Source organism: Arthrobacter sp. GW822-FHT05G07 (assembly GCF_058799755.1).
On record NZ_JBXALT010000005.1, the window covers coordinates 370398 to 390651 of the forward strand.

The 20254-nt window shown below is 62.2% G+C and carries 23 protein-coding genes; 12 read left to right on the plus strand and 11 right to left on the minus strand.

What is annotated here, in order from left to right:
• Positions 1 to 100: 100 nt before the first annotated feature.
• Positions 101 to 853, minus strand: coding sequence for an SDR family oxidoreductase (locus tag AC1RJY_RS10930; protein ID WP_014921891.1), 753 nt, complete (start codon positions 851 to 853; stop codon positions 101 to 103).
• 116 nt (positions 854 to 969) lie between these two features.
• On the minus strand, positions 970 to 1695 hold the full coding sequence (gene fabG / locus AC1RJY_RS10935) for a 3-oxoacyl-ACP reductase FabG (RefSeq protein ID WP_043470263.1): 726 nt from the start codon (positions 1693 to 1695) through the stop codon (positions 970 to 972).
• Positions 1696 to 1848: 153 nt separating this feature from the next.
• On the opposite strand from fabG, the gene AC1RJY_RS10940 reads away from it, so the two are divergent.
• From AC1RJY_RS10940 to AC1RJY_RS10955, 4 genes are read left to right on the plus strand one after another with little or no spacing between them, the layout of a single operon-like run.
• On the plus strand, positions 1849 to 2346 hold the full coding sequence (locus AC1RJY_RS10940) for a DUF3099 domain-containing protein (RefSeq protein WP_011774807.1): 498 nt from the start codon (positions 1849 to 1851) through the stop codon (positions 2344 to 2346).
• A complete protein-coding gene (locus AC1RJY_RS10945) occupies positions 2343 to 2618 on the plus strand; it encodes a hypothetical protein (protein ID WP_014921889.1) in 276 nt (91 codons plus the stop codon). Before AC1RJY_RS10940 ends, AC1RJY_RS10945 begins: the two co-directional genes overlap by 4 nt.
• Complete coding sequence (locus tag AC1RJY_RS10950; protein WP_011774805.1) at positions 2619 to 3485, plus strand: SURF1 family cytochrome oxidase biogenesis protein; 867 nt, start codon at positions 2619 to 2621, stop codon at positions 3483 to 3485.
• Positions 3469 to 3954 (plus strand): YbaK/EbsC family protein, encoded by a 486-nt coding sequence (locus tag AC1RJY_RS10955; RefSeq protein ID WP_011774804.1) that lies wholly within the window; start codon positions 3469 to 3471, stop codon positions 3952 to 3954. Before AC1RJY_RS10950 ends, AC1RJY_RS10955 begins: the two co-directional genes overlap by 17 nt.
• A gap of 8 nt (positions 3955 to 3962) precedes the next feature.
• Here AC1RJY_RS10955 and AC1RJY_RS10960 read toward each other — a convergent pair whose 3' ends face one another.
• Positions 3963 to 5561 (minus strand): ABC-F family ATP-binding cassette domain-containing protein, encoded by a 1599-nt coding sequence (locus AC1RJY_RS10960; protein WP_011774803.1) that lies wholly within the window; start codon positions 5559 to 5561, stop codon positions 3963 to 3965.
• A gap of 275 nt (positions 5562 to 5836) precedes the next feature.
• On the opposite strand from AC1RJY_RS10960, the gene AC1RJY_RS10965 reads away from it, so the two are divergent.
• The 3 genes from AC1RJY_RS10965 to AC1RJY_RS10975 are packed head-to-tail and all read left to right on the plus strand — an operon-like array spanning position 5837 to position 7859.
• Positions 5837 to 6466, plus strand: a complete 630-nt coding sequence (locus tag AC1RJY_RS10965; RefSeq protein ID WP_210063814.1) for a biotin transporter BioY — start codon at positions 5837 to 5839, stop codon at positions 6464 to 6466.
• Positions 6467 to 6483: 17 nt separating this feature from the next.
• Positions 6484 to 7233 (plus strand): energy-coupling factor ABC transporter ATP-binding protein, encoded by a 750-nt coding sequence (locus tag AC1RJY_RS10970; RefSeq protein ID WP_014921886.1) that lies wholly within the window; start codon positions 6484 to 6486, stop codon positions 7231 to 7233.
• The gene (locus AC1RJY_RS10975) at positions 7230 to 7859 is read left to right on the plus strand and encodes an energy-coupling factor transporter transmembrane component T family protein (protein ID WP_011774800.1); all 630 of its coding nucleotides are present in this window, start codon (positions 7230 to 7232) and stop codon (positions 7857 to 7859) included. The genes AC1RJY_RS10970 and AC1RJY_RS10975 overlap by 4 nt, the downstream gene beginning before the upstream one ends.
• On the opposite strand, the gene AC1RJY_RS10980 is transcribed toward AC1RJY_RS10975, so the two are convergent.
• The gene (locus tag AC1RJY_RS10980; RefSeq protein ID WP_498602286.1) at positions 7856 to 9097 is read right to left on the minus strand and encodes a thiolase family protein; all 1242 of its coding nucleotides are present in this window, start codon (positions 9095 to 9097) and stop codon (positions 7856 to 7858) included. The two genes, AC1RJY_RS10975 and AC1RJY_RS10980, sit on opposite strands and share 4 nt — an antisense overlap.
• Entirely contained in the window at positions 9069 to 10460 is a 1392-nt protein-coding gene (locus AC1RJY_RS10985) for a class I adenylate-forming enzyme family protein (RefSeq protein WP_498602287.1), read from the minus strand. The genes AC1RJY_RS10980 and AC1RJY_RS10985 overlap by 29 nt, the downstream gene beginning before the upstream one ends.
• A gap of 61 nt (positions 10461 to 10521) precedes the next feature.
• Here AC1RJY_RS10985 and ypfJ point away from each other — a divergent pair, with 61 nt between their 5' ends.
• A complete protein-coding gene (gene ypfJ, locus AC1RJY_RS10990; protein ID WP_014921883.1) occupies positions 10522 to 11424 on the plus strand; it encodes a KPN_02809 family neutral zinc metallopeptidase in 903 nt (300 codons plus the stop codon).
• Positions 11425 to 11539: 115 nt separating this feature from the next.
• Here the strand turns inward: ypfJ and AC1RJY_RS10995 are convergent, their stop codons facing one another.
• From AC1RJY_RS10995 to AC1RJY_RS11020, 6 genes are read right to left on the minus strand one after another with little or no spacing between them, the layout of a single operon-like run.
• Positions 11540 to 11872 carry a metal-sulfur cluster assembly factor gene (locus tag AC1RJY_RS10995; RefSeq protein ID WP_011774796.1) on the minus strand — a complete coding sequence of 111 codons (333 nt, stop codon included), beginning with the start codon at positions 11870 to 11872 and terminating at the stop codon, positions 11540 to 11542.
• Positions 11873 to 11885: 13 nt separating this feature from the next.
• Positions 11886 to 12671, minus strand: coding sequence for a Fe-S cluster assembly ATPase SufC (gene sufC / locus AC1RJY_RS11000; RefSeq protein WP_011774795.1), 786 nt, complete (start codon positions 12669 to 12671; stop codon positions 11886 to 11888).
• Between the two features lie 43 nt (positions 12672 to 12714).
• Positions 12715 to 13071 (minus strand): non-heme iron oxygenase ferredoxin subunit, encoded by a 357-nt coding sequence (locus AC1RJY_RS11005; RefSeq protein WP_011774794.1) that lies wholly within the window; start codon positions 13069 to 13071, stop codon positions 12715 to 12717.
• Between the two features lie 21 nt (positions 13072 to 13092).
• Positions 13093 to 14406: a Fe-S cluster assembly protein SufD gene (gene sufD / locus AC1RJY_RS11010; RefSeq protein WP_011774793.1), complete on the minus strand. Its 1314-nt coding sequence runs from the start codon at positions 14404 to 14406 to the stop codon at positions 13093 to 13095.
• A 2-nt stretch (positions 14407 to 14408) separates the two neighbouring features.
• Entirely contained in the window at positions 14409 to 15872 is a 1464-nt protein-coding gene (gene sufB / locus AC1RJY_RS11015; protein ID WP_011774792.1) for a Fe-S cluster assembly protein SufB, read from the minus strand.
• Entirely contained in the window at positions 15872 to 16693 is an 822-nt protein-coding gene (locus AC1RJY_RS11020) for a helix-turn-helix transcriptional regulator (RefSeq protein WP_014921880.1), read from the minus strand. The genes sufB and AC1RJY_RS11020 overlap by 1 nt, the downstream gene beginning before the upstream one ends.
• Before the next feature lie 109 nt (positions 16694 to 16802).
• Here AC1RJY_RS11020 and AC1RJY_RS11025 point away from each other — a divergent pair, with 109 nt between their 5' ends.
• The 4 genes from AC1RJY_RS11025 to AC1RJY_RS11040 all read left to right on the plus strand — a co-directional run bounded on the left by AC1RJY_RS11025 (position 16803) and on the right by AC1RJY_RS11040 (position 20151).
• Entirely contained in the window at positions 16803 to 17768 is a 966-nt protein-coding gene (locus tag AC1RJY_RS11025; protein WP_498602288.1) for an ABC transporter ATP-binding protein, read from the plus strand.
• A complete protein-coding gene (locus AC1RJY_RS11030) occupies positions 17765 to 18529 on the plus strand; it encodes an ABC transporter permease (RefSeq protein WP_014921879.1) in 765 nt (254 codons plus the stop codon). Before AC1RJY_RS11025 ends, AC1RJY_RS11030 begins: the two co-directional genes overlap by 4 nt.
• A 46-nt stretch (positions 18530 to 18575) precedes the next feature.
• The gene (locus tag AC1RJY_RS11035; RefSeq protein WP_498602289.1) at positions 18576 to 19520 is read left to right on the plus strand and encodes a COX15/CtaA family protein; all 945 of its coding nucleotides are present in this window, start codon (positions 18576 to 18578) and stop codon (positions 19518 to 19520) included.
• Between the two features lie 82 nt (positions 19521 to 19602).
• Positions 19603 to 20151, plus strand: coding sequence for a TOPRIM nucleotidyl transferase/hydrolase domain-containing protein (locus AC1RJY_RS11040; protein ID WP_498602290.1), 549 nt, complete (start codon positions 19603 to 19605; stop codon positions 20149 to 20151).
• Positions 20152 to 20254 lie beyond the last annotated feature (103 nt).

Below are 20254 nucleotides of genomic sequence, written 5' to 3' on the forward strand. Positions count from 1 at the left end.
GTCATCCTCTGCTCCGGAAGGCTGGTTAACGCTGGAAAGCCGGTTAAAGAGAAGCGGTCCAGGACGTATGTCCCGGACCGCTGCTGGTTTGCTGTGCGCGCTACTCGGCGGTTTTGCCGAAGTAGTCGGAGCCGCCCACGTATTCGGTGTGGCCGGATTCGACGTCCGCGGTCACCATCTTGGCGACCTCGGCCGCGAATTCCTCCACGGAGTACAGCTTGCCGGCTTCTGCGCGGCGAGCTTCGATGGCTCCCGGGTTGGAGCGATCGAGCAAGGTCGCCGTCACGGTGCCCTCGATCATGTCGCCGGATACAACAACCAGGGAGATGCCCTTGTCGGCAAGGTTCGGCAGGAGCGCACGCAGGGCGTCCTCGCCGGCACGCTTGCTCTTTGCCACGGGCTCGTACTCGGGCATGGTGGGTACGGTTTCGACGAAGTGCGCCTGGTGGCTGGTGACGAAGACCACGCGCGAACCCTCGGGCATGAGGGGAACGGCTGCATTGAGCATGTTGATCTGGGCATCGCGGTTCAGTTTGAGTGCGTACCCTTCTTCCATGCCCGACTCCATGCCACCGGAGGCATTGAGTACCAGTACGTCCAGGGACCCGAACTCCTCCATGGCGGTGCTTGCCAGCGCGTGAACACCTTCATCGGTTGTCAGGTCCGCGCCTACGGCAGCGGCGCGCCCGCCTGCTGCCTGGATTTCGGTTACTACCTTGTTGGCGCGAGGCGCCTTCTGGCGATAGTTAACCACGACGGCGGCACCCTCACCTGCGAGGATCTTGGCAACTTCGGCGCCGATTCCGCGGGAAGATCCCGTGACGATGGCGGTCTTGTTATCCAGCATTCCCATTCGTGCTCCTTTTGTTCACTTCATCCAAATTCCGTGGGCTCGACTTCCATCATGCCAGCGGCAGGAAAGAAATCCGTTGTTGGTCCCGGACAAAATCTGCTGTGCAGCCTAGTGGCCTAGTGGCCCATCCCCAGTCCGCCATCAACCGGGATCACGGCGCCGGAGATGTACGCTGCCTCGTCACTGGCAACCCAGCGAACAACGTCTGCGACTTCCGAAGCCTCGGCGAAGCGTCCCGCAGGAACATTGGCCAAGTAGGACTTCTGAGTTTCCTCCGGCAGTTCTGCGGTCATGTCCGTGTTGATGAAACCCGGAGCAACTACGTTGGCAGTGATACCGCGGCTGCCGAGTTCGCGGGTCAGTGACCGTGCGATGCCCACCATTCCGGCCTTGGAAGCGGAGTAGTTGATTTGGCCGGGGGCGCCGTAAAGACCCGAGACTGATGATATGAGGACCACGCGACCCTTGCGCAGCCGGATCATGCCCTTGGAGGCCCGCTTGATGACCCGGAAGGCGCCGGTCAGGTTGGTGTCCAGAACTGAGGTGAAATCGTTCTCGCTCATCCGCAACAGCAGCGTGTCCTTGGTGATGCCTGCGTTGGCTACCAGCACTTCCACTGGCCCATGCGCCTCTTCAACAACCTTGAACGCAGCGTCAATCGATGCCTCGTCCGTGACGTCGGCCTTGACGCCCAGGATGCCCTCAGGCAGATCTGTTTCACTGCGGTAGGTGACGGCAACCTTGTCACCGTTGGCAAGGAACGATTCTGCAATGGCGAGGCCGATGCCCCGGTTGCCGCCGGTAATGAGGACGCTGCGGCCGGTGGATGCTGCTTCAGACATGCTTTCGCTCCAGGTTCCGCGGCATTCGTATGCCGCAATGAAGGGGGATTTTCCTGTGTCGATCCTATCCGCAGCTCGTTGCAACCCGCGGGTAACCGGAAACCAGCGCGGTTTGGGCGGGTACAGCCTTGGTGAGAGAATTGGAAGAGGCCTTTGGAGCGTGATGATTCAGTTGTGACACGAGAAAACAGTCCCCTGCAGCAAGTGCCCGGGGAACCGGACGCTGTTTCCAGCGACCCCGAAGTCCACAGCATCACAGATGCCGCTGCGGCACACTCCGAAGACATGCGTGATCGCATGATCAAGTACGCGGTGGCCATGGGCATCCGCATGGTCTGCATCATCCTGATTTTCGTGGTGGACGGCTGGTTCAAGATCATCGCCATCGCAGGCGCAGTGTTCCTGCCATGGATCGCTGTGGTCATCGCCAACGGCAACGACAAAGCCGAGGACCATAGCGAGTCCTTGCTGGACTACGTGGCCGTCCCGGAAATAGAACGTTCCTCAGAGCCGGAAGAAACTCCTGCAGACGCACCAACAGTGCTCCAAGGTGAACTGGTGGATGAAGAACCACCAAGCAATCAAGCGGGCCCCGCAGCGGGCCGTGCAAGCGAGGCCGGACATCCCGGCGACGAACGGGCGGCTTCATGAATATCTTTAATCTTGGCGGCTTAGGGGCGGCCGGCCAGGAGGCCGAACGCGCCACGGTTCCTGCGTTGTGCTCCCGCAAGGGATGCCGTGCCGGCGCTGAGTGGCAACTCCTGTGGAACAATCCCCGGATCCACACGCCGGATCGCCGCAAGGTATGGCTTTCGTGCGGAGACCACCGGGACTGGCTGGAGGACTACCTGCAGACGCGCGGCCTGTGGAAAGAAACCGTGCCGTTCACGGCGAGTGAAGCAACATCGAATGAGGCCGGCTGAATGTACCGTTTCCTTTTCTCCAGCAAGTGGCTGGGGTATTTCGTGCTGGCTGTTATCTTCGCCACGGCCTGCGTTTTTCTGGGCCGTTGGCAGATGGACCGCAGGGCTGAAACGCTGGCGGAAATCAATCGTGTGGTGAGCAACTACTCGGCCACCCCTATCCCCTTCGCGGAGATCAAGGACCAGTTTCAGGATCTGGATCCTGAAAGGGAATGGACCCAGGTTGAGATGCGTGGCAGCTACGACCTCGATGGTCAGCGGGTTGTGCGAAACCGGCCGCTGAACGGCCAGCCAGGTTACGACGTCGTAGTTCCTTTCCGGCTGACTACAGGCGAAGCCGTGGTGATTGACCGCGGCTGGCTGCCGATCGGCAACGACACACCTGGCCGTCCCGACGTCGTTCCCGCGCCTCCCACAGGTGAGGTGACCGTGGTCGCCCGCCTCAAGCCGGCAGAGCCCAAGCTGGACCGCGGCGCCGTGGACGGTCAGCTCGCCTCCATTGACCTGGCCAGTTTTGCCACTGAACTCCCCTACGGCATAGCCACGGGAGCCTATGGGCAATTGGCAAGCGAGACTCCTGCGGTGCAACCCATGCCCACGCCCTTCCCTAAGCCAGCCACGGAAGAGGGCACGCATCTCTCCTACTCCCTGCAGTGGTTCGCCTTTGGCGTCTTGATGTTTATCGGGTTCGGATACGCAGCGCGGCAACAGGCCCGGAACGCGGCCATCGACGCAGAAGAGGAAGAGGACGAGCACATCCTTGCCGCCGGTGGCACGCCCAAGAAGCGCACGCCTGCTCCCCGCAAAAACAAACGGCCCACGTCCGAAGAAGAGGAAGACGCCATTCTGGATGCACAAGGCTACTGAACTGTTTCATGATCCCGTCCTGAACGTCCGGTCTGCTTTGATAGCGGCTGGTGCAGAGGACACGGTCCGGATTTTCAAGGAAAAGGTGCCCACAGCGGCTGCGGCAGCATCGGCCCTTGGCTGCGATGTAGCGGCGATCACCAACAGCCTGATTTTCGATTTCGACGGCGAGCCCCTGCTTATCCTCGCCAGCGGTGCGGCGAAGGTGGACACGACGATGGTGGCCGATCAGCTGGGCATCGGAAAGATCCGCCGTGCCAGGCCGGAATTCGTGCTGCAACACACTGGCCAGGAAGTAGGCGGAGTTGCGCCGGTGGGCCACCCCCGGAAGATCAGGACGCTTCTGGACATCTCACTCCAAGCGCACCCGGTCCTCTGGGCCGGCGCAGGAGATCACAACTCAATGTTCTCCATCAGCTATGAAGAACTGGCACGAATCACCGCCGCGGAACCTCTCCAGGTCCGCTAGCCCAGTCCCTACGCCAGCGTGATGAGGTCCAGGTAGTCTTCGTTCCAGTGGTCCTCAACGCCGTCCGGGAGCAACACAACGCGCTCCGGGTTCAACGCTGACACAGCACCTTCGTCGTGGCTGACCATGACGACGGCGCCACTGTAGTTCTTCAGTGCGCCCAGGATTTCGGCGCGGCTTGCAGGGTCCAGGTTGTTGGTGGGCTCATCGAGGAGCAGCACGTTGGCGCTGGAGGCCACAATTGTAGCCAGGGCCAACCGGGTCTTCTCACCGCCGGAGAGAACGCCTGCGGGCTTGTCAACGTCGTCACCGGAGAAGAGGAACGAGCCCAGGATGCCTCGGACTTCGGCATCCTTCATGTCCGGAGCTGAAGACCGCATGTTTTCCAGGACCGTGCGGTCGACGTCGAGCGTCTCATGCTCCTGGGCGTAGTAGCCCACCTTGAGGCCGTGTCCGGGGATGATGTCGCCGGTGTCCGGCTTGTCGACACCAGCCAGCATGCGCAGAAGAGTGGTCTTGCCGGCACCGTTGAGTCCAAGAATGACCACTTTGGAGCCGCGGTCGATAGCAAGGTCCACGTCCGTGAAAATCTCCAACGAACCGTAAGACTTGCTCAATCCCTCCGCCGTCAAGGGGGTCTTGCCGCAAGGAGACGGATCCGGGAACCGCAGAGCTGCCACGCGGTCGTTTTCGCGTACGGCCTCCAAACCGCTCAAGAGCCTCTCAGCGCGCTTGGCCATGTTCTGGGCAGCCACGGCCTTGGTTGCCTTGGCACGCATCTTGTTGGCCTGATCGATCAGGACCTGCGCCTTCTTTTCAGCATTGGCGCGTTCACGCTTCCGGGCGCGCTCGTCCGTTTCACGCTGGAGCAAGTAGCGCTTCCAGTCCATGTTGTAAAAGTCGATCTGGGCACGGTTGGCGTCCAGGAGGAAGACCTTGTTCACCGTTGCTTCGAGCAGGTCGGTGTCGTGACTGATCACGATCAATCCACCCTGGTGGTTCTTAAGGAAGTCCCGCAGCCAAGTGATGGAGTCGGCGTCAAGGTGGTTGGTGGGCTCGTCGAGGAGCAAGGTCTCCGCATCGGAGTACAGGATGCGCGCCAACTCCACACGGCGCCGCTGGCCACCCGATAGTGTTTTCAGCGGCTGGTTGAGGAGCCTGTCCGGCAGCGCGAGGTTGGAGGAGATCGCAGCGGCTTCAGCTTCGGCAGCGTAGCCGCCACCCGAAAGGAACTCAGCCTCCAGGCGGTCATAGCGGTTCATGGCCTTGCGCTGGACGGCTGCATCATCGCTTGCCATGTCCTCGTGGGCTTTCTTGAGCTTGCCCACCACGACGTCCAAGCCGCGAGCGGAAAGGATGCGGTCGCGGGCGAGCTGTTCCATGTCCGGTGTCCGCGGGTCCTGCGGAAGGTAACCAATCTCACCGCTGCGGGTGACTTTTCCGCCTGCGGGAAGCCCCTCGCCGGCGAGGACCCGGGTGAGGGTGGTCTTGCCGGCACCGTTACGTCCGACGAGTCCAATCTTGTCCCCTTTGTCCACCCTGAAGTTGACCTGGTCCATGAGCAGGCGTGCGCCAGCGCGGAGTTCGAGGTCCTGGACGGTAATCAATTCGGGTGATGCCTTTCAATGGGGAACGCTCGCGGGGACCGGTGGGTCCGATAAGTGCGGCGGGGGCGGCCGTGAGAACAGCCTGTTCAAGTCTACCGGTACCCCGGCCGAGGGCTGACATCGGCCTACGGAGAGGAAAACTGTGCCAACGGCCAAAGAATTCCCGCTCAGCATTGTGGAAAGGCTCCAAAATCCGGCATTCGATCCCTCCGTACCCTCGACAAGAGGGGAAACAAACATTTTCATCGCATCGCATCACACCCGTTAGGACCGTCATGAGCCAGACCGATTCTGCCGCTGCCTCTGCCACTGGGCAGCGCACCACCACGTCCCGCAAACGCTGGACCGCCACCGATCTGGGCCTCATCGCGGTTTTCGCTGCCCTCGTGGCAGCCTCCGCGATCGTCCCCGGTATTCCGGTAGGCGCCCTTGGCGTTCCCATCACGTTGGTGACCCTGACCGTGATGCTCAGCGGACTGGTGTTGGGCGCCGGGCGCGGTTTCGCCGCCGTCGGCCTCTATGTGTTGCTTGGCTTCGCCGGGCTGCCGATCTTCAGTGGTGGCCGCAGTGGCTTGGGTATCCTTGCCACTCCATCCGCTGGTTACATCATCGCGTTTCCACTGGCGGCAGCGGCAACCGGCTATCTGGCGGCGGTGGTCATCCGCAGGACGGTTAAGTTCCGTGCCTTGTGGCTCTTCGCAGCGGCCATGGTAAGCAGCATCGTGGTTATCCACGCACTTGGCGTCCTGGGCATGATGGTCAATGCGAAGTTGGACTTTCCCAAGGCCTTCCTCGCCGACCTCCCTTTCGTCCCCGGTGACATCATCAAGAACGTCCTGGCCGTGATCATCGCCGTGGCGATTCATAAGGCCTTCCCGGACGTCCTGGTGCGCCGGGTCAAGTAAGCGGGAACAATCAGTACATGAACTCCATCTGTTTCAGCAGGGTCTCGGTGCACGTGGCGGTTGATGGCAGCGACGTGCCCAAGACCCTGCTGCACGACTTTTCCTTGGAACTGACCGAGCGCCGGATCGCGGTGATCGGAGCCAACGGATCCGGGAAATCCACGCTGCTACGGCTCCTGAACGGCCTGGTTGTTCCAAGCGCTGGCACGGTTGTGGTCCACGGCGTCGACTCTGTTTCCGATGTACGCCGCGTCCGCGGCAATGTGGGTTTCGTCTTTACCGATCCCCTGTCACAGTTGGTGATGCCTACCGGGCGGGAAGACGTTGAGCTCTCGTTACGCCGTTCCGTCAAGAACTCCAAGGAGCGGGCCGCGCGGGCAGAAGCAGTGCTGGATCGCTTCGGCCTGCTTCATCTGGCCGATCAAAGCATCTACGAACTCTCCGGTGGTGAACGGCAGTTGTTGGCGTTGGCCGCAGTCCTTGCCGTCGACCCCACAGTCTTGGTTCTCGACGAGCCGTCCACCCTCCTTGATCTGAGGAACCGCGAACTCCTGCGGCGAACCATCGCCGGACTGGACCAGCAGGTGATCATGTCCACGCACGATCTGGACCTCGCGCTCGATATGGACCGGGTGTTGGTGGTGGAGTCCGGACGCATCGTGTTCGACGGCGGTGCTGCCGACGGCGTCGCCCGTTACCGTGCACTGTGCGCGGCTGCCTTGGACGACGTCGGGCATGGCGCCCGCTTAGGTGATGTGCCGAGATGAGGGGGCATGGCTTCCTGATCGCCAACTACGTGCGAGGGAACTCGATCATCCACCGCACTCCCCTGTGGCTGAAATTCCTGGTGGTGGCGGCTTGCGGAACGGCATCCTTCCTCATTGTGGACTGGGCCGTATCCCTTGTGATCTTCGCCATCATGTGCGGCCTGTTCCTGCTCACGGGCGCCGGGTTCCGCCGCCTCCTGCGTGCAGTGTGGATGGTGACGCCCATCCTCTTGGTCATCGGACTCTTCCAATGGTGGCAACTCGGGGCCCCCACCGCAGGGCGCATCGTCCTGAACGTCCTGGTCTGCGTGGTGGCTGCCTCAGTGCTGACGGCAACCACTCCCGTACAGGACCTGTTGGATGGCGTGGTGGCCCTCGCAAAACCGTTCCGGCGCTTCGGTGCCGACCCGGAGCGCTTCGCCTTGACCATCGCGGTGATGCTGAGGAGCATCCCCTACATAGCGGGCGCTTTCTCGGACGTCCGGGACTCAGCGCGGGCCCGAGGGCTTGAACGCAATCCCCGAGCGCTGGTTCTGCCCGTGTTCATCACCACCGTGGCGTATGCCCGGCAAACGGGTGACGCTCTGGCAGCCCGCGGGTTGGGCGAACCGGACCTGAGGGACTAGAGCCTGGCGTACTGCAGGAGCGCTGCGGTTCCCATGCCGCCTGCAATGCTGATCATTGCCAACGCCATGGGGCTCTGTCCTTGGGAGGCATATCGGCTGCGCGCCTGGGCCATCAGCCGCGTCACCAGGACCGCCCCTGAGGCGCCGTAGCCGTGACCCAGGGCCAGTGCGCCGCCATCCAGGTTGGCACTGCCAGGATCTACACCCAAGTGATCCAGGCAAGCGATGGCCTGGGAGGCGAAGGCCTCGTTGAACTCAATCAGATCAATGTCTCCCACGGCCATCGCGTGACGGTCAAGGAGCCGTTCGGCGGCATGGGCGGCTCCGATGCCAAGGAGTGTGGGATCAACGCCGGCGGTGTCGCATCCCAGCACCAGCAGCCCGTCCGTCGCACCCATGGAGCGGGCCCGCTTGAGCGACGTGATGACGACGGCGGACGCGGCGTCTGCGTCAAAGCATGAGTTCGCTGCCGTGACCGTTCCCCCGGCCACGAACGCAGCGGGGAACCTGGCCATCAGCGGCGCCCGCAGGGAAGCCCTGGGGCCGTCGTCGGAATCCACCAGTTTTTCGTTGTTCTTGAGCGGAACGATCTCATCCGCAAATGTGCCCGCCGTCGCGGCGTCGACCGCACGGCGATGGCTCCTGAGTGCGTACTCGTCTTGTCTTTGACGTGTCACGCCAAACTCGCGGGCAACGTTCTCCGCAGCAATACCCATGTCAGGGTCGCCGAACTGTGGCGGCACGAAGCTGGCCCTGGAGTAGAAGTCGAGTTCGTCGTCGTTGGTTCTGTTGGCCCGGGCCGGAGCGGTACTGATGCTTTCCACCCCACCGGCCAGATACAGAGGGTCACCGCCGGCTGCAACCAGGCGTGACGCCAGTGCAATGGCGTCAAGACCCGAGCCGCATTGCCGGTCAACGGTGAGGGCGGGCACTGTGATGGGCATCCCTGCCTGGAGTGCAGCGAATCTGGCCACGTTACCGCCTCCGCCCACGGCGTTCCCGATGATGACATCGTCCACGTCCGTGGGATCCACGCCCGCTGTCTCCAGGAGGGAACCCAACACGGGTGCCAGGAGATCCGGCGCACGGAGATGCTTCAGCTGCCCGTTGGCACGACAGATCGGAGAGCGGAGCGCGGCGATGATGACCGGTTGCCGCGATTCGTCGGACTCGCGTTGCAACTCCTCGACGCTGGCCACGGGGCTTCCGCTACCCAAGGAGTTGTGCCCGGGGGTCATGGTTCTTGATCCAGTCCAGCAGGACTTTTCTACTGACCTTGCCACTGTCGGTCATGGGAAGCTCCGCCAACAAGTAGTACTGCAACGGCCACTTGTCCCGTGCCAGCAGACCATCCAGCCCTGTGCGGAGCTGGGTGGCAGTGACCGCACCGTACACAGGTACGACGCCGGCGATCACCTTTTGGCCGCGGATATCGTCGGGCGCACCCGCTGCAACCGCAACATCCACACCCGGCACGGATGCGACGGCAAGCTCTACCTCGTGCGGGTAAACGTTCTTTCCCGAGGTGATGATCATGTCCGAGCGGCGGCCAAGGATGTGAAGAGTGCCGTTGTCCAGGAAACCCTGGTCCCCCACGGTGTACCAACCATCGATGCACCGCAAGGCTTGTCCATCGTCGCCCCAAAGGTAGCCGTTGCTGACCATTCCGCTGCGAACGCTGATATTTCCGTGCTCACCGTCCGGGAGGGGGCTGCCGGCATCATCGAGGATACTCAGCTCCACGCCCGGAAACGGCAAGCCGATCCCGGTACCACCGGAATCCAAGGGTTCACCAGCGGCCAAACGGGTGCCGGAAACAAAGCTTAACTCCGAAGCCCCGTAATACTCGTAGATGGCGGCGCGGGGCGCCCAACGCCGGGCCGCTTCCAACGTCCGGGCATCCAACTTGGAACCTGCGCAAATAATGCTGCGAATGCCGGAAGCATCAACGTCCCCTGCGAGACCCCGCTCGCTGAGCAACCTCAACGCAGTGGGTGCCAGGACCAGGCGGGTGATGCCATCGTGACTGATGGCAGCATGGGCGTCGCCGACGTCGAACGATTCAAGGGTGTGGAATGCAGCTCCGGCGTACAGACACTCCGAGAGTGCATACAAGTTCAGGCTGGCTGACAAAGGGCCCGGCGCAAGGGTCCGGTCGTCCTGCGAGAGGCCAAAGAACTCGATCGAAGCTTCGAAGGACACTTGCCAGGAACGGCGGGACCTGGTGAAGGCTTTGGGGACAGAGGTGGTGCCCGAGGTAAGCCCGATCAGGAAGGTACTCGACGGATCTCCATCCACCAGCCCGGTCTCAACCGGCGTGATGGCCTCGACGATCCGCGACGAGACTTCTTCGATCATTGGCGACGGCCATTCGGGGTCCAGTACGGCACAGCGCCGTTCCCCCGCCACCGCAGCAGTGTACCGCTCCACAAAGCGAACGGAGTTGGGCTCGGCAAGGACAGTTGTGGCAGTCGCATCACCGAGCAGCCCTGCTGCAGCGTCGCGGAGTCCCGCCCAGGTGAGCCGGCTGCTGCCCACAACGACGGCGGCGTCGTGCGGGCGCTCCTCGGCCCAGAGCTGAAGTTTGTCCAGGAAAGGCATCCACGCAATTTTACTGCAGTGTCCGGCACCGGGCACCAATAGTGACGTCTATTCTGACTGTATGAGTTTCAATGACGGCGCGCAGCTGGACCCCTCGCAAGTGGAAGACCGACGTGGCAGTGGCATGGGCCGCGGCACCAAGATCGGCGGAGGGATCGGAGGGGGCATAGTGGTGCTGCTGCTGGCACTCTTCGGTATCAATCCCAACATCCTCGGGGACCTGACGGGCAGCGGAAGCCAGCCACCCGCCGTCGAAAGTGGCGGTGGTGCCGGAGGTGTCCAGGAGTGCCAGACCGGCGCTGATGCGGACAAGCGGCTGGATTGCCGGATCACGGGCACCGTGAACAGCCTTAATGCGTTCTGGCCTGACTACCTTGCGGACTACAACGTGCAGTATCCACGGCCAAATACCGTCATTTTCAGCCAAGCCACCACCACGGGTTGCGGTTCGGCCACGAGTGCCGTGGGACCGTTCTACTGCCCTGCGGACACCACCGCCTACTTTGACCCCGGGTTCTTCGATGACCTGGTCACCCGCTTCGGCTCGTCGGGAGGACCACTGGCACAGGAGTACGTAGTAGCCCACGAATTCGGACACCATGTCCAAAACATTCTGGGCACCTTGGACCAAGCACAGCAGGACCCCCAGGGTCCGCAGTCGGGAGCAGTCCGGGTGGAACTCCAAGCCGACTGCTTTGCCGGTCTGTGGGTTCGCCACGCTACGACACAGACGGATGCCAGCGGCAAGCCTTTCCTTGATCCCCTGACCCAACAAGACCTGCAGGACGCGCTCTCGGCCGCGTCCGCCGTCGGCGATGACCGCATCCAGGAGGCGGCTACGGGGCGCGTGTCCCCGGAATCGTGGACGCACGGATCCAGTGAACAGCGGCAGAAGTGGTTCTATCAGGGCTACACCACAGGTGACATCAACAAGTGCGACACCTTCGGAGTTGCAGCGCCCTAGAGCTGGAAGGCCAGGGCTGGAAGAACAGGGCTGGAAGGTAAGACGAAGAAGGGTTCCGGGCCAATGGCCCGGAACCCTTCCTTGTGCCCGCTGGTAGCGAGCGAAAAACTGCTGATCAGATGTTGAAGCCGAGGGCCCGCATCTGGTCCTTGCCGTCGTCGGTGATCCGCTCGGGACCCCAAGGCGGCATCCACACCCAGTTCAGGCGCCAATCATCAACCACGCCGTCGAGGGACTTGCCCACCTGCTCTTCAAGCACGTCCGTCAGCGGGCAGGCCGCCGTGGTCAGTGTCATATCGATCAGAAGCGCGCCGTCCTCATCGGAGTACTTGAGTCCGTAAAGAAGGCCCAGATCCACCACATTGACCCCGAGTTCCGGGTCGATGACGTCCTTGAGCGCTTCCTCGACGTCCTCGAGGCTGGTTCGCGCCGTGTTGATTTCGGTCATGGAACGATCCTAACTAGGCCTGCACAGCAGGAGCAACGGCAACGCCGGCGCCTGGGGCGTAGCGGTCGTAGCCCTCTTCTTCAAGACGGTCTGCGAGCTCGGGTCCGCCTTCTTCAACAACCTTGCCGTCAACGAACACGTGGACGAAGTCCGGCTTGATGTAGCGCAGAATGCGGGTGTAGTGGGTGATGAGCAGAGTGCCCATGTTGCCCTCTTCGTGGGCGCGGTTGACGCCCTCGGAGACAACCTTCAAAGCGTCGACGTCCAGGCCGGAGTCGGTCTCGTCAAGGATGGCGAACTTCGGCTTGAAGAGTTCGAGCTGAAGGATCTCAACGCGCTTCTTCTCACCACCGGAGAAGCCTTCGTTGACGTTGCGCTGTGCGAAGTCGGCGTCGATACGGAGCTGCTGCATGGCAGCCTTGACGTCCTTGGTCCACGTACGCAGGGCCGGTGCTTCGCCGTCGATCGCGGTCTTGGCGGTGCGCAGGAAGTTGGTCATGGTGACGCCGGGAACCTCTACCGGGTACTGCATGGCCAGGAAGACGCCTGCACGTGCGCGCTCGTCGACGCTCATCTCAAGAACGTCTTCGCCGTCCAGCGTAATGGTGCCGCTGGTGACGTTGTAGCGCGGGTGACCGGCGATGGTGGAGGCAAGGGTGGACTTGCCCGAGCCGTTGGGGCCCATGATGGCGTGCGTTTCACCGGTCTTGATGGTGAGGCTGACGCCCTTCAGGATCTCCTTGGTGCCCTGCTCCGTCTCGATGCTGACGTGCAGGTCCTTGATTTCAAGAGTTGACATGCTCTTCTTTCTTTCCGTTCGTAAGTCTGGCGGTACTGGGCGCTCAGTAGTTATCTACCGAGGCGCCGTTCACAACGTTGGTCACGTCCACGTAAACGTCGTCGCCATCGATGGTGACGGCAAATACGGGCACGGGGTCGTAAGCAGGCAGCTGGAGGGGCTGTCCGCTGCGGAGGTCGAACTGGGAACCGTGTCCCCAGCACTCGATTGCGCAGCCTTCAACCTCACCCTCGGACAACGAGATGTCCGCGTGCGAGCAGGTATCGGCGATGGCGTGGATATCGCCCATCGAGTCCTTGACGATGGCTACGGGGTAGTCGTCGATCAGGACACGCAGCGCCTGCTTGACCTGGATGTCATTGGCGTTGCATACCAGTTCGCCCTTGGTTTCTTCACTCATTGTTGCTCTGCCTGGCCTGTCTTAGTTGTCGGTCGCGGCGAGTTCGCGCTCAACAGCTGCGGTCAGGCGCTCTTCGATTGCCGGGACCTTGATCTGCTGGATGATCTCGTTAAGGAAGCCCCGGACCACCAGACGGCGGGCAACCTTTTCCGGGATGCCGCGGGCCATGAGGTAGAACAGGTGCTCGTCATCAAAACGGCCGGTGGCGCTGGCGTGGCCTGCACCCTCGATCAAACCGGTTTCGATTTCAAGGTTGGGAACCGAGTCAGCGCGGGCACCGTCCGTGAGGACCAGGTTGCGGTTGGCCTCATAGGTGTCCGTGCCTTCAGCTTCCTTACGGATCAGGACGTCGCCAACCCAGACGCTGTGGGCATTGCGTCCCTGAAGAGCACCCTTGTAGAGGACACGGGACTTGCAGTTGGCCACTGCATGGTCAACGAAGAGACGCTGCTCAAGGTGCTGACCGGCATCGGCGAAGTACAGACCGAACATTTCGACGTCGGCGCCGGGGGCAGTGAAGCGCGTGGACGGGGTGACACGTACAAGGTCGCCGCCAAGGCTGACAACGATGTGCTTGAACTTGGCGTCGCGGCCGATCTTTGCCTGCTGCGATGACGCGTGAACGGCGTTGTCGGCCCATTCCTGCAGCGAGACGACGGTCAGCTCGGCGCCGTCTTCAACGATGATCTCCACATTCTCGGAGACAACCGCGCTGCCTTGGTGGTCCAGAACCACCACAGCCTTGGAGAAACGCTCCGCCACAATCACGATGTGCTGGGCAGAAGGAGCCTCTCCGGCGCCGGTGATCAGGACCGAAACTTCACTGTCGGCCTGCAGTTCGGCGGGCACGGTGACGACTGTAGCTTCGGCGAAGTTCTCCCAAGCATTGGCGGACACGAGGTCCTCCGGAATGGCAGCCTGGCCGATGCGCTTGTCATCGCGTCCAACGGTTTCAACAACAACGCCGGCCGGTGCAGTAACGCTGACAGCCGGAGCTGCGCCGCTGAGGACCTCGGTGTGGAGGCCGCGGAGACGCTTCAGCGGAGTGAAGCGCCAGTCTTCCTCGAGGCCGTTCAGCGGCTTGAAGTCTGCCAACTTGTATGAGGTGAGGCGGCCGGCGCGGGAACTGTCCGGGATGCCGACCCCGCCACCGTGCGAGTGGCTCTTGGCCGAAGCGCCGGCGAGCGGACCAGCGGAAGGCTGCTCCGACGTCGTGCTGGTGTTCGTTCCGGTGTTGACGGGCGAAAGGTTCTCGCCTTCCTCGGTGAAGCCGTTGATAAACGGCTGGGCCGAGGGCGCGCCGATGCGCGCCTTTTCAGTAGTGATATCAGTCATTGTTAACCGACGGACCCTTCCATCTGCAGTTCAATCAGGCGGTTCAGCTCAAGAGCGTATTCCATGGGCAATTCACGGGCGATCGGCTCGATGAAGCCGCGCACGATCATGGCCATGGCCTCGTCTTCAGGCATGCCGCGGGACATCAGATAGAAGAGCTGCTCTTCGCTGACGCGTGAAACGGTGGCCTCGTGGCCCATGACAACGTCATCCTCGCGGATGTCGATGTACGGGTATGTGTCCGAACGGGAAATGGTGTCCACCAGGAGGGCATCGCAACGGACCGTGTTGGCGGAGTGCTTGGCGCCTTCGCGGACCTGCACGAGGCCGCGGTAAGCAGCACGTCCGCCGCCGCGGGCCACGGACTTGGAAATGATGGAACTCTTGGTATTCGGCGCGATGTGCACCATCTTGGAGCCCGTGTCCTGGTGCTGGCCCTCGCCGGCGAAGGCGATGGACAGCGTCTCACCCTTGGCGTGCTCACCAACGAGGTAGACGGCCGGGTACTTCATGGTCACCTTGGATCCGATGTTGCCATCGATCCACTCCATGGTGGCGCCCTCTTCGCAGATGGCGCGCTTGGTCACCAGGTTGTACACGTTGGTGGACCAGTTCTGGATGGTGGTGTAGCGGACGCGGGCGCCCTTCTTCACGATGATCTCCACGACGGCCGAGTGCAGGGAATCCGAGGTGTAGATCGGAGCCGTGCAGCCTTCGATGTAGTGGACGTAAGAGTCCTCATCAGCGATGATCAGCGTGCGCTCGAACTGGCCCATGTTCTCCGTGTTGATGCGGAAGTAGGCCTGCAGCGGGATGTCCACGTGAACGCCCTTGGGCACGTACACGAACGACCCGCCGGACCATACGGCCGTGTTCAACGAAGCGAACTTGTTGTCGCCCACCGGGATGATGGTGCCGAAGTACTCCTGGAAGATCTCCGGGTGCTCGCGCAGGGCGGTGTCAGTGTCCAGGAAGATGACACCCTGGGCTTCCAGGTCCTCACGGATCTGGTGGTAGACAACCTCGGACTCGTACTGGGCAGCGACGCCCGAGACAAGGCGGCTGCGCTCAGCTTCGGGAATGCCCAGCTTCTCATAGGTGTTCCGGATATCCTCCGGAAGGTCTTCCCATGTTGCCGCTTGCTTCTCAGTGGAGCGAACGAAGTATTTGATGTTGTCGAAGTCGATGCCGGAGAGGTCTGCACCCCAGGTAGGCATGGGCTTGCGGTCGAAGTACTTCAGGCCTTTGAGCCGCAGATCGAGCATCCATTCGGGCTCGTTCTTCTTCGAGGAGATGTCACGGACGACCTCCTCGTTGAGGCCACGACGGGCGTTGGCGCCTACGTCGTTCTTGTCGGCCCAGCCGTACTCGTAGTTTCCGATACCGTGCAGTTCGGGATTCTTCTCCAGAATCTCCGAGATCACAGTGCCGTCAGCTACCGCTTTCTCTGCTATTTGGTCCGTCATCACGGCCTTTCTTGCTGGTTGTTTGATTCCTGATACGGGTTCCCGGGCTGCACTGCGACATCTGGGGATGCCGTGGCAGCCGGGCGCCCGGTAGGTATGTGGGTGGTGCAGACGTGTCCGCCCTGCGCGAGGGTGGAAAGGCGCCGGACATCTACGCCCACCAAACGCGAGAAGACCTTGGTCTCGGTGTCGCAGAACACGGGAAACTCTGCGGCGAGCCGCTGAATCGGGCAGTGGCCCTGGCACAGCTGAACGCTGGACAACGCGGCCGGCAGAGGGGCCTTGGCTTCAATGGAATGGGCCGAGGCAACAAAGCCATCACGGCTGAGGGCCTTCGACAACGCCATTGCGCGCGCCGTGATGTCACTACCGGCGGCTTCCACCTCGGGGGCGTAGCGGCGCTCCATGTCCGAGAAGCGTTCTTCGGCATACTCACGGACTGCGTCCTCGCCGGCAAGCTCCTGAAGGCGCCTGAGTGCCGAACTGGCAATATTCAGGTAATCGTCGCCTAGCTTGGACTGCCCCTGCGAGCTAAGGACATATCGTCGGGCCGGACGGCCTGCGCCGGAACCGGCTTTGGCCACACGCTTGACTTCGATGACGCCGGTGCGTTCCAGGTGGTCAAGGTGCCGCCGCACCGCAGCCGGCGTAAATCCTAGAAGGTCGCCCAGTTCCGCGGCACTTACCGGGCCGTTCTCCAGGACGGCGCTCAAGACGCGGTCCCGTGTGCGGTCATCCGCGTCCGGCAGCGCAGGCGAGGCAACGAATGCCTCTGCCGCTGCAGCATGCCGTGTTGAGGGCATGGAAGTTGGACTGCTCATGGAATACACAACACAATCATGTCGTAATTTGTTTCATGCATCCAGTAAGGCAAGACTGACCTGCGCCGCCCGCCAAGTGTGACCGTACTACTTCCCGTAGAATACTCTGGTGCGATCCCCCGATTCCCCTGTCCTCACTATAGATGGACTCATTAAGGACGTAGGCCCCCTGGCCTCCCTTGACGGCAAAATGCTCAGGGTGGTCAGCGGGCTGTCCCTCGTGGCCGAACGCGGCCAAGTAACCGCCCTGCTGGGGGCTAACGGCGCAGGTAAAACCACCACTCTGGAATGCGCCCAAGGCCTGCAGAAGCGAACGGACGGAAAAATCTCCCTCCTTGGCGAGGACCCGGACACGGCAGGAGCCGGCTTGAGGTCCCGCGTAGGTGTGATGCTCCAGGACGGCGGCCTCCCGCCGTCGGCCCGTCCCATATCTTTGTTGCGGCACATTGCCGGCATGTACCAAAAGCCCATGGACGTTGACGCCCTGGTGGAGCGGCTGGGTATCAACCAGTTCAGCAGGACCAGCGTGCGGCGTCTTTCGGGCGGCCAAAAGCAGCGGCTGGCACTGGCGGCAGCCTTGGTAGGAAACCCGGAGATCCTGTTCCTGGACGAACCCAGCGCGGGGCTTGACCCACAGTCACGCCAGATGGTCTTCGATCTCATCGCGGAACTTCGGGACGCAGGCATGGGAATCGTCCTGACGACTCACCTCATGGATGATGCCGAACGCCTGGCGGATTATGTTTACATCATCGACGGCGGTCATAACGTTGTGGAAGGAACAGTCGCCGAACTGCTTCGACATGACCATTCCGCCGAATCCGCTGTTTCGGACCGGACACTGTACTTTGATGCTCCGGCCGGGCTGAACTTTGCCAACGTGCTTGGTGCGGGCCTCCAGGTCACCGAGACCCGGTCGGGCAGCTACACCATCACTGGTGAACTCACGCCGAAGGACCTTGCGGCCCTCACCGCCTGGTGGGCTGAACGGAACATCATGCCTGCCTCATTGCGATTGGAAGCCCGCAGCCTGGAGGACGTGTTCCTGGACATTTCCGGAAGGGAACTCCGATGAGCAAGCTTCTCTCCCCTAACGCCGGGCCGGCATCCTTGCCGCGCCGGATCATGCAGCAGGGGCGCTACGAGACCATCACCATGCTCCGCAATGGTGAGCAACTCATTCTCGCCATCGTGCTGCCTCTGATGGCGCTCGTGGGGTTGGTGGTCACCCCGATGCTGGATGGCCTTGGTGGCTCCCGTGTGGACGTTGCGACCCCGGGAATTCTCGCCCTGTGCGCGATGTCCACGGCTTTCACCGGTCAGGGCATCGCTACCGGTTTTGATCGCCGATACGGAGTTCTCCGCTTTCTTTCCACCACTCCCCTTGGCAGGGGCGGGCTCATCGCGGGCAAGATCCTCGCCGTGCTGGTGGTTCTGTTCCTCCAAGTGCTGGTAGTAGGGGCCGTTGCCGGTCTGCTGGGATGGCAGCCGCGGCCGGAGGCCTGGCTTCCGGGGCTCGGTCTGCTGGTTCTCGGTGCTGCTGCCTTCACCGCATTGGGCTTGCTCGTGGCTGGAACGGTACGGCCCGAAGCTACCCTTGCGATCACCAACCTGCTGTGGATTCTCCTCGGAGCGTTGGGCGGCATAGTGGTACCGGCCGAACGACTGCCCTCTTTGCTGCAGGGCATCGTCCAATTCCTTCCTTCCGGTGCGCTGGGCCAAGCACTCCGGGACGCCTTTCTGGCGGGGGCCGTCCCGTTCCCTGCCGTTGTGATCCTCCTGCTGTGGACAGTGCTGGCCGGCGCTGCAGCCATCCGCTGGTTTAAGTGGAACTAAGCAACCTGGTATCCACCAACATTCAGAACTGAGAGTTGAGAAAACTGTGAGCACGGCATCGCGCCTCCCGAAAACCATCCAGCGATTCACGTCCAAGTTGCCCACCGAGGTTAACAAGGCCGTACGCCGGTTGGCCCTGCTGTCCCTCATTGGGCAGACGGTTCTTGTGGTGACCGGTGGTGCCGTCCGCCTCACCGCCTCGGGGCTGGGTTGCCCCACGTGGCCCCGTTGCACCAACGACTCCCTGGTCAATACACCGGAGATGGGCATCCACGGGTTCATTGAATTCGGCAACCGCCTGCTCACGTTCGCCCTCGCGGCCGTTGCCGCGCTCATGCTCGTGTACTTGTGGAACCTCCGCAAGGAACGTCGCGACCTCTTCATCCTTGCCCTGGGGCTCCTTGCAAGCATCCCGGCCCAGGCCATCATTGGCGGTATTACCGTTCTGTCCGGCCTCAACCCGTGGGTTGTCGGGCTGCACTTCCTTGTCTCCATGGCCCTGGTGGTCTTTGCCACACTGCTGGTCAACCGGGCCTATGGGCGGACCGGCCGCTTCATGAACCGCACCCTTCCGGCGCTCCCCTCCATCGCACGCCCCCTGATGATGGCTGTCGCTGTTTTCTCGGCACTTTCGGTCATGCTGGGTGTTGTGGTCACTGGCGCCGGGCCCCACGCAGGAGATGCAGACGCTCCGCGAAATGACCTGGACTGGGATCTCTTCTCGCATATCCACGCCGTACCGGCCTACCTCATCACGGCAGGAACACTGTTCGCGGTGTACTTGGTGGTCCGTCACAAGATTGGGGGCCCGTTCCGCACGGCCGCATACCTTCTGCTCGGCGTTACATTGCTGCAGGCGGTCATCGGCTTCACGCAGTACTACAACGGAATTCCGGCTTTTTTGGTCGGCGCGCACATGTTCGGTGCTGCCGTGTTGATGAGTGCGGCCACCAACGCCGCTGATGTAGCGAAGCACAGCCCCGCCAACTAGCTCCACCACCGATGCTCCCTGACAGTACTTGGGTTTGGGGTCCAGCCGGATTGGCCGGCATAGCGTCCGGCATACTGTCCCCATGGAGTCGACGACAGTACTGGTAGAGGGTGAAAGTGACCGCCTGGCGGTCGAGGCACTGGCCGCCCTCCGTGGATATGACATCAGCGCGCGAAGAATCTCGGTGGTGCCGATGGGCGGCGCCACGAGCATAGTCCACTTCCTCGAGCGCTACGGTCCGAAAGGCGCCGGTCACAGGTTGCTGGGCCTCTGCGACTCAGCAGAGTCTCCGGGAGTTGCCCGCGCCCTCAGCAGGGCAGGCCTGGGGGTCGGCCCATTGGAGGAGCTCGGGTTCCAGGTCTGTGATGCTGATCTGGAGGACGAACTCATCCGTTGCCTTGGCATTGAAGCCGTGCTCAGCGTCATCGAAGACCAGGGCGAGCTCGCGTCGTTCGAGCTCCTTCAACGCCAGCCTTCATTGCGGGACCAACCCATAACGATGCAATTGCGCCGGTTTTTCGGCGGACGCAGCGGCAACAAGATTCGATACGCTCCCCTGCTGGTCGCCGCGCTACCGCACGGACAGGCGCCTCCCCCTCTCGCTCGCCTGGTTGCATCATTCGATATGTGAGAGAGGGTTGGGCTCAAGCCCGAGGGATGTGAGAGAGGGTTGGGCTCAAGCCCGAGGGATGTGAGAGAGGGTTGGGCTCAAGCCCGAGGGATGTGAGAGAGGG

Bases quoted from the DNA above. Each gene is read 5' to 3' on its own strand.
- AC1RJY_RS10930 (WP_014921891.1), bottom strand. From the start codon at position 853: ATGGGAATGCTGGATAACAAGACCGCCATCGTCACGGGATCTTCCCGC.
- fabG (WP_043470263.1), bottom strand. From the start codon at position 1,695: ATGTCTGAAGCAGCATCCACCGGCCGCAGCGTCCTCATTACCGGCGGC.
- AC1RJY_RS10945 (WP_014921889.1), top strand. From the start codon at position 2,343: ATGAATATCTTTAATCTTGGCGGCTTAGGGGCGGCCGGCCAGGAGGCC.
- AC1RJY_RS10950 (WP_011774805.1), top strand. From the start codon at position 2,619: ATGTACCGTTTCCTTTTCTCCAGCAAGTGGCTGGGGTATTTCGTGCTG.
- AC1RJY_RS10955 (WP_011774804.1), top strand. From the start codon at position 3,469: ATGCACAAGGCTACTGAACTGTTTCATGATCCCGTCCTGAACGTCCGG.
- AC1RJY_RS10965 (WP_210063814.1), top strand. From the start codon at position 5,837: ATGAGCCAGACCGATTCTGCCGCTGCCTCTGCCACTGGGCAGCGCACC.
- AC1RJY_RS10970 (WP_014921886.1), top strand. From the start codon at position 6,484: ATGAACTCCATCTGTTTCAGCAGGGTCTCGGTGCACGTGGCGGTTGAT.
- AC1RJY_RS10975 (WP_011774800.1), top strand. From the start codon at position 7,230: ATGAGGGGGCATGGCTTCCTGATCGCCAACTACGTGCGAGGGAACTCG.
- AC1RJY_RS10980 (WP_498602286.1), bottom strand. From the start codon at position 9,097: ATGACCCCCGGGCACAACTCCTTGGGTAGCGGAAGCCCCGTGGCCAGC.
- AC1RJY_RS10985 (WP_498602287.1), bottom strand. From the start codon at position 10,460: ATGCCTTTCCTGGACAAACTTCAGCTCTGGGCCGAGGAGCGCCCGCAC.
- ypfJ (WP_014921883.1), top strand. From the start codon at position 10,522: ATGAGTTTCAATGACGGCGCGCAGCTGGACCCCTCGCAAGTGGAAGAC.
- AC1RJY_RS10995 (WP_011774796.1), bottom strand. From the start codon at position 11,872: ATGACCGAAATCAACACGGCGCGAACCAGCCTCGAGGACGTCGAGGAA.
- sufC (WP_011774795.1), bottom strand. From the start codon at position 12,671: ATGTCAACTCTTGAAATCAAGGACCTGCACGTCAGCATCGAGACGGAG.
- AC1RJY_RS11005 (WP_011774794.1), bottom strand. From the start codon at position 13,071: ATGAGTGAAGAAACCAAGGGCGAACTGGTATGCAACGCCAATGACATC.
- sufD (WP_011774793.1), bottom strand. From the start codon at position 14,406: ATGACTGATATCACTACTGAAAAGGCGCGCATCGGCGCGCCCTCGGCC.
- sufB (WP_011774792.1), bottom strand. From the start codon at position 15,872: ATGACGGACCAAATAGCAGAGAAAGCGGTAGCTGACGGCACTGTGATC.
- AC1RJY_RS11020 (WP_014921880.1), bottom strand. From the start codon at position 16,693: ATGAGCAGTCCAACTTCCATGCCCTCAACACGGCATGCTGCAGCGGCA.
- AC1RJY_RS11030 (WP_014921879.1), top strand. From the start codon at position 17,765: ATGAGCAAGCTTCTCTCCCCTAACGCCGGGCCGGCATCCTTGCCGCGC.
- AC1RJY_RS11040 (WP_498602290.1), top strand. From the start codon at position 19,603: ATGGAGTCGACGACAGTACTGGTAGAGGGTGAAAGTGACCGCCTGGCG.